General features: G+C 43.9%; 1 protein-coding gene. It reads right to left on the bottom strand.

Features of this window, described 5'->3' with window-relative positions:
- On the bottom strand, positions 1-195 hold a 195-nt coding region (locus ACYQ78_RS40240), incomplete at its 3' end, for an SET domain-containing protein-lysine N-methyltransferase (RefSeq protein ID WP_459806261.1).
- Positions 196-228: the final 33 nt, after the last annotated feature.

Genomic DNA, 228 nt, shown 5'->3' with positions numbered 1-228 from the left:
CTCCTCTCCAACTCTGATCTCGCGGTTCGCAAAGAAAGCGATTCTTGGAAAGTTAGGGTCAAGGGTATCCACCCAGACTGCATACACATCTAGGTTAGGGTTACACGAGTGATTGATAAAGTGAGATATGTTCCCATACTTCTTGGCATCTAGAGTGTATAAACACTCCCCGTCATTGAAATCCAGATCAAACAAATACGTCTGCCCACAACTATCATAGATTTTCCC

Source organism: Herbidospora sp. RD11066, from assembly GCF_054661255.1.
Note: the sequence above shows the minus strand (reverse complement) of the source record. Positions and strands in the feature narration are given on the sequence as shown.